At 68.1% G+C, this 6,703-nt stretch carries 4 protein-coding genes and 1 pseudogene; 3 read left to right on the plus strand and 2 right to left on the minus strand.

Annotated elements, in window-relative coordinates; all coding sequences use genetic code 11:
• Both AC1VTH_RS05640 and AC1VTH_RS05645 read right to left on the minus strand, forming a co-directional pair.
• Positions 1-1,878, minus strand: a 1,878-nt coding sequence (locus AC1VTH_RS05640) for an NTP transferase domain-containing protein (RefSeq protein ID WP_481335168.1), incomplete at its 3' end; no start/stop codon positions are given.
• A 96-nt stretch (positions 1,879-1,974) separates the two neighbouring features.
• Complete coding sequence (locus AC1VTH_RS05645) at positions 1,975-3,540, minus strand: amidohydrolase (RefSeq protein ID WP_481335169.1); 1,566 nt, start codon at positions 3,538-3,540, stop codon at positions 1,975-1,977.
• A gap of 615 nt (positions 3,541-4,155) precedes the next feature.
• Here AC1VTH_RS05645 and AC1VTH_RS05650 point away from each other — a divergent pair.
• The 3 genes and pseudogenes from AC1VTH_RS05650 to AC1VTH_RS05660 all read left to right on the plus strand — a co-directional run.
• Entirely contained in the window at positions 4,156-4,503 is a 348-nt protein-coding gene (locus AC1VTH_RS05650; protein ID WP_293673037.1) for an Asp23/Gls24 family envelope stress response protein, read from the plus strand.
• A gap of 92 nt (positions 4,504-4,595) precedes the next feature.
• Entirely contained in the window at positions 4,596-6,257 is a 1,662-nt protein-coding gene (locus tag AC1VTH_RS05655; protein ID WP_481335171.1) for a DAK2 domain-containing protein, read from the plus strand.
• Between the two features lie 72 nt (positions 6,258-6,329).
• Positions 6,330-6,703: pseudogene (locus AC1VTH_RS05660) on the plus strand (ATP-dependent DNA helicase RecG); the annotation flags it as partial.

The raw sequence follows: 6,703 nt of genomic DNA on the forward strand, positions 1-6,703 counted from the left end.
GGCGAGGTTCTCGAGCACGCTCGCGTCGGCCTCGTCCAAGCGCCCCGCCTCGCAGGCGACGAGCGCGTCGAACTCGGGGCGGGTGAGGGCGCGGCGGCGGCTGCAGCTCTCGTCGATCATCTGCTGGGCGGCGCGGCCAAAGTCGCGGGCCGCGTCGTACCAGATGCGCGTCCACTTGCCCACCGGAGAGCCCTTGCACTCCTTGAAGAGGGCCCACACGTACCAGTACCAGCCCACGACGGCCGTGGCGGCGATGCAGTGTAGGCGTTCCTCGGCCGTGGGCTCGCGGCCAAAGTAGCTGGGCAGGATCGCGAGGGCCTCGTCGAGCGTGTAGCCCGAGCCCTGCGCGATGAAGTTGCCGATGTCGCAGCCGTAGTCGCCCGTGGCCGCGTACTCCCAGTCGATGAGGCAGATGTCGTCGCCCCTCACCAGCAGGTTGGGGCCGTAGAAGTCGTTGTGGCACAGCACGGGCTTGCCGGCGCCCGCGCGAAGCGGCCCCACGAGCTTGGCGATCTGCTGGTTGCGCGCCTCGAAGTCGGGCGGCAGCGGCCAGCCTTCCGCCTTGAGCAGGCGCACGATCTTCTTGGCCTCGTCGTAGAAGTCGAACTTCCAGGGAGACGTCACGCCCGACTCGTGGAGCTTGCGGGCGATGCGCATGGCGTGGGCCACCTGGGCGGGGTTGGCATAGTCGAACTCGGTGCAGCCCGAGATGAAGCGGCTGATCTTCCAGCCCTGGTGCCAGTCCTCGTAGACGAACGACGTGTCGAGGCCCAGGCGGCTCGCCGCCTCGAGTGCGAAGGCCTCGGCCTCGCGGTTCACAATCTCGTCGGTGCCGGCGCCGGGGTGTCGGTAGACGTAGCGCTGGCCCTTGCACGAGAAGAGCACCGAGAGGTTGGTGAGGCCCGCGTCGAGCGGGCGCACGTCGGTGATGTCGCCGCGCTCGCAGTCGAGCGTGGCGCAGATGTTGTCGAGGATTGTGGAGTCGACGTTCTCGAAGAAGTCGGCGTCGAAGGAGCGCAGGTCTCCCAGGTAGTCGAACTCGTTGATGACGCCCGGGCCCACCTTGCGCGCGTACATGGGCAGCTCGTCGGCGTGCTCTAGGAAGATCGTCTCCCACAGCTTGCCCAGGGTGTCGGGCGCGTAGTACTCGTCGGCGAGGATCTTGAGGTAGTCGCGGGCAAAGGCCTCGTCGAGGTAGGCGGGGCCGTCCATGCGCCAGGTGTGGTCGACCCCCTTGCGGCTGCCCACGATGCGCTCTCCCGCGCCCAGCTCGATCGCCGTCTTGGCGTCGTGGCCCAGGCCCTGGCTCTCGACGGCCGTGGCGCACGAGCGCCACTCGTAGGCGCTGAAGAGGTTCTCGGCGTAGTACTGGTCCGACGGGCAGACGTAGGTGTTGCCCAGCCACTCGCGGGCGGCGAAGAGCGACGCGTGGTTGTTGCGCGTGGCGTACTCGGTGGTCTGCACGAGCGTGACGCCCAGCTTGTCCTCGAGGTAGTAGAAGCTCTCCTTCATGGGGCCCACGACGACGTGGATGTCCTCGACGCCGGCCTCCCTCAGCTGGCGGATGAGGCGCTCGATGAGGACCTCGCCGCGTACGCGGAAGAGGGCCTTGGGGCGCTCGAACGAGAGGGGCGCGAAGCGCCTGCCCATGCCGGCCGCCAGGATGATGGCCCCGCGCACGCGGTGGCGTTCGAGCAGATCCGCGCCCGCGTCCGTGAGGGCGAGGTCTTCTGCGAGAAGGCCGCGGCCCCGCAGCTCGCGCACGGCGCGGTTGGCGGAGCCGAGCGACAGGCCGGCGTTCGCGGCGAGCTCGCGCTGGGTCGTGGCGGGCTTGGTCGCGAGCGAGGCGAGGACGTCGAACTGGATGCGAGAGATCATGGGCTGTTCCTTGCTTGGGGTGGTTGGGGAGGGTGCGTGACGTGGCGGCGCCGACCGTACTCGGGCCGTGTGCGCCCGGGTTGGCGCCGGTGCCTGCTAGCAGCTGCCGTGGCCAGCGATGCCGCGGGCGATAGCAGCGGCGACGCCCTGGCGCTGGGGCGCGTACGGCCTGCCCTCGAGCAGCAGCTGCTCCACGCGAATCCGATCGAGCTCGCGCGGGTCCGTCTCGTAGGGGTCTGCCGAGAGGACCGTCATGTTGGCGAGCTTGCCGGGCTCGAGCGAGCCCCAGTCGCGCTCGTCGAAGGTGGTCCAGGCGCCGTTGTAGGTGCACATGCGCAGGGCCTCGCGCACGGTGAGCGACTGGGCTGGGTTGCTGTGGTTGCACGCGCGGCTCATCCACAGGATGGGGTCGGGGTCGGTGCAGGGGGCGTCGGAGCCCGCCGAGATGGTGATGCCGCGGTCCCAGAGGTCGCGCAGGGGGTTGAGGCGCGCCGCGCGCTCGGCGCCCAGGATCTTCTCGAGGTAGGCGTCGGGCTCCTGCGGCCAGTCGATGAACGAGGTCTGCATCGGCAGCTGGATGTGGTGGCGCGCGCAGAGCTCGAGGCCCTCCTCCGTGGGCAGGCAGGCGTGGATGATGCCATGGCGGTGGTCTGGCCTCGGGTGGTCCTCGAGCGCGGCGGCCAGGGCGCGGGCGGCCTGGTCGAAGGCGGCGTCCCCGATGGCGTGCATCTCGATCTGCAGGCCCGCGCGGTTCGCCTCGACGCAGAAGCGCGTGACCTCCTCGTCGGTGTAGTAGAGCACGCCGGTGTCGCCCGTGCCCTCGTAGGGGGCGTTCAGAGCGGCGTCCGCCGAGCCAAAGCAGCCGTCGAGCGCGCAAGCAAAGCAGCCACCGATGCGCGGCAGGTGGCGGCTCGTGGCCACGCGCACGTCCATCGACTGGGGGAACACGCGCACGGCAAATCCGCCCTGGGCGCTCTTGGCGAGCCAGCGCTCGAGCGAGATGTCGAGGTTTCCGGCAAAGCCCACGCCGCTCACATCGTGGACCATGCCGATGCCCTTGCCCGCGAGGTAGTCCATGGCGTGCTGGATGTTGCCCACGAGCTCGGGGATTGAGAGCGACCCCGTGATGAAGTCCGAGACGGCAAAGAACGCCTCCTGGTTCATCTCGCCCGTCTCGGGGTGGTAGCCGCGCAGGTTGCGCACGCGCTTCTCGACCTTCTCGAGCAGGCGCGAGTTAACGACGCAGGCGTGGCCGTCGTACTTCACGAGCATGAGGGGCCGGTCGGGGCAGACGGTGTCGAGCTCGGCGCGGCTCACGAGGCGGCCCTCCTCCACGGAGTAGGGCGAGGCGCCAAAGGCGATAAGGGTCTTGGCGGCGCTGTTGTGGGCAAAGTCGGCGACCATCTCGCAGATCTGGGCGTTGGAGCGTGCGTCCATGACGTTGAGGCCCGCGTTGAAGGTGGCGAAGCTCGCGAGGTGCTCGTGGGTGTCGACGAAGCAGGGGACAAGGGCGCGTGGCCTCAGGTGCTCGACGGGGGCTCCCCCGTAGCGGGCGGGCAGGTCGTTGCCCACGTAGGCGATGCGGCCGCCCTCCTCGACGAGGTAGCGGCAGACATCGTCGTGCTCGTTGACGGTAAGGATGTGACCCTCGTAGACCTTCATGCGTCTCCTGACGTTTGGCGTGACGCGTCTGCGTTTGACGCGGTGGTTGATCGCTCGTTCGCGAATGTAAGCGTTCCGTAAACGGTGAACATGCTAGTACGTGAACGCGCCCGCGACTGCGCTTCTCGGCCAACGGTGCCTGCGCCGGCTGGGAAGACCATGGGCGACAAGGACATGACCGAGCAACGCCGCCGCCAACGGGGTGCCGATCGCTAGCCATGAGCTTCTCTCGCCAAAGACCCCCCTCGCCAAGGACCCCCTCTCAAAATCCTAGGAATATGTCGATATGAGTATCCGCTAAATGCTGTTTTCGCCATTTTCCTAGGAATTTGTGGTTGGGAGAGCGGGGGGCTGCTCGCCTGGTATTTGTGGCTGGGAGAGCGGGGCTGCTCGCCTGGCATCGTGACAGCCGGGAAGGAGGCCGCCCGCGGTGTCTCTCCTTTACATAACGTCGCATATGCAGGGATGTTGTTGAGATGGAAACACGATGCGGGTGCCGCGCGCGTGCGTGGCGCTATACTTCTGTACACATATGAAGTTCTCAAGTGCGGCGCCCCAGTCTCGGCGCCGCTGGCGGCGGGCGCGCCTGCGTCCGCCTTCTGAGAGGAGAGACGCATGGCAACTACCATCCCCGGCAGCCTCCGGGTCTCCAACGACGTCATCGCCGACCTTGCCGGCTACGCCGCGCTCGAGTGCTATGGCGTGGTGGGCATGGCCTACACGGACGCCCAGGACAACATCGTGCGCCTGCTCTCGCTCGGCAGCCTGCGCAAGGGCATCGACGTGAGCACCTGCGAGGGCACCGTCAAGGTCGACCTGCACACCGTGCTCGAGCAGGGCGTCAACATGGCGAGCGTCTCGCGCAACCTCCAGAGCGCCGTGCGCTTCACGCTCAAGGAGATCGCCCAGATCGAGGACGCGGACGTCACGGTCCACGTCGAGGACCTGCGCGCCAACAAGTAGCAACACAGAAGGCCCGGCCTCGCGTCGGGCCGCCGCACGTTACTGGCCCGCACCGCGCCCGGCCAGCCTACGATTTGGAGAGAATCTCACCTATGATTGCCAACACGATTCGCTCGTGCTTCCCCGTGGCCGCCCAGGCCGTCGCCGACAAGTCCGAGGACATCAACAAGCTCAACGTCTTCCCCGTGCCCGACGGCGACACCGGCACCAACATGTCGCTCACGCTCGCCTCGGTGACCAAGGAGCTCTCCGCCCTTCCCGCCGATGCCGACATGGAGGCCATTGCCGGCGCCATCACCCACGGCTCCCTGATGGGCGCCCGCGGTAACTCCGGCGTCATTACCTCGCAGATCCTGCGCGGCGTGGCCGAGGGCCTTGTCGGCGCGCACGAGGCCGTGACCACGGGCGACATCGCGAGCGCCTTCCGCAACGCCGTCAAGGTTGCCTTCAAGGCTGTGCGCAAGCCGGTCGAGGGTACGATCCTCACCGTCATCCGCGACATGAGCGCCCGCGCGGACCGCTGCGACAAGGAGAAGATGCCCGTTCCCGAGATGCTCGAGGCCCTCGTCGTCGAGGCCTACGAGAGCGTTGCGCGCACGCCCGACCTGTTGCCCGTCCTCAAGGAGAACGGCGTCGTCGACTCGGGCGCCTACGGCTTCGCCACCTTCGTCGAGGCCTTCGTGAACGCGGCCCTGGGCAAGAGCGGCGTCTCCATCGACTTCGACACCACTGTCGCCACGGCCGACGGCGCCCACAACGCCGCCGACGCGCGCGTCGCCATCGAGCTCAACGACGACTGGGAGGGCTCGGAGTACCGCTACTGCAACGAGTTCCTCTTCAAGGCCGAGGAAGGCTTCGATGCGGACGCCGCCCTCACGCACCTCGCCACACTGGGCGACTGTGAGCTCGTTGTGGGCTCCTTCCCCGACTTCAAGGTGCACGTGCACTCCAACGAGCCCAACCGTGTGCTCGAGTACATGCTTCAGTACGGCCAGGTCTACGAGGTCTTCATCCACAACATGGACATGGAGGCCCACGACCGCACCGCCAAGATCGCCGACGACCAGGCGACCGCCCGCGAACCGCGCAAGCCGCTGGGTTTCGTGGCCGTCGCCGCCGGTGACGGCGAGGCCGAGATTCTCAAGTCCCTGGGCGTCGACGTCGTGGTCTCCGGTGGCCAGACGATGAACCCCTCCACGGCCGACATCCTCGACGCCGCCGCCGCGACCAACGCCGACAGCGTCATCGTGCTGCCCAACAACGGCAACATCCGCATGGCCGCCGAGGCCGCCGCGAGCGCGAGCGAGGACTTCGAGATCGTCGTCGTTCCCACCAAGACGGTGCCCCAGGCATTCGCTGCGATGTTCGCGGTCGACACCGACGCCACCGCCGCCGAGAACGCCGAGGCCATGGTCGAGGCCATCGCCGAGGTCCGCGACGGCGAGGTCACGCACGCCGTGCGCGACTCCCAGGCGGCCGACGGCACACCCATCCACGACGGCGACATCATGGGCATCGCCGGCGGCGACATCGCCATCGTGGGTTCCGACGTCGAGCAGGTGACCCTCGACCTCATCAACAAGATGCAGGAAGAGGAGGAGGGCGACACCCTCACGATTCTTGCTGGCCAGGACATGGACGACGAGCGCTTCGAGGCCCTGTGCGACCGCATCGAGGACGCCCAGCCCGACCTCGAGGTCGACGCCCACCGTGGCGGCCAGCCGCTCTACCCCGTTATCTTCTCGATCGAGTAGGTCGCAAGGAACGTGGGGGCGGCTGGAGAGCCCGGCGTTGCCGGGACCCTTCCTACCATAGGCGAGGCGTCGATGCGCCTCGCACGCACGCGGGCGTGGGACGCTGATGTCTCGCGCCTGCGTTTTGCTCGCGGGGCACGCGCTGAGGCCCTCGAGCGCATTGGCGTGCGCACCGTGCGCGACGCCCTGCTCCACGTGCCGCACCGCTACCTCGACTTCACGCGCGTGACGCCCGTGGCCGCTGCCGATATCGGCACCGAGGCCACGGTGGTGGGCGCCGTCGACAAGGTGACGCTCAAGCGCCCGCGCCCGCGCCTGCAGATTGTCGAGGTGGCGCTCGTCGACGCCTCCGGCGTGCTCATGTGCACCTTCTTCAAGCAGCCGTGGCTGGCCGAGCAGATTCATCGCGGCGACACCCTGGCGGTCTCCGGCAAGGTCACGTTTGC

The sequence above is a fragment of the Parolsenella sp. genome (genome assembly GCF_982402205.1).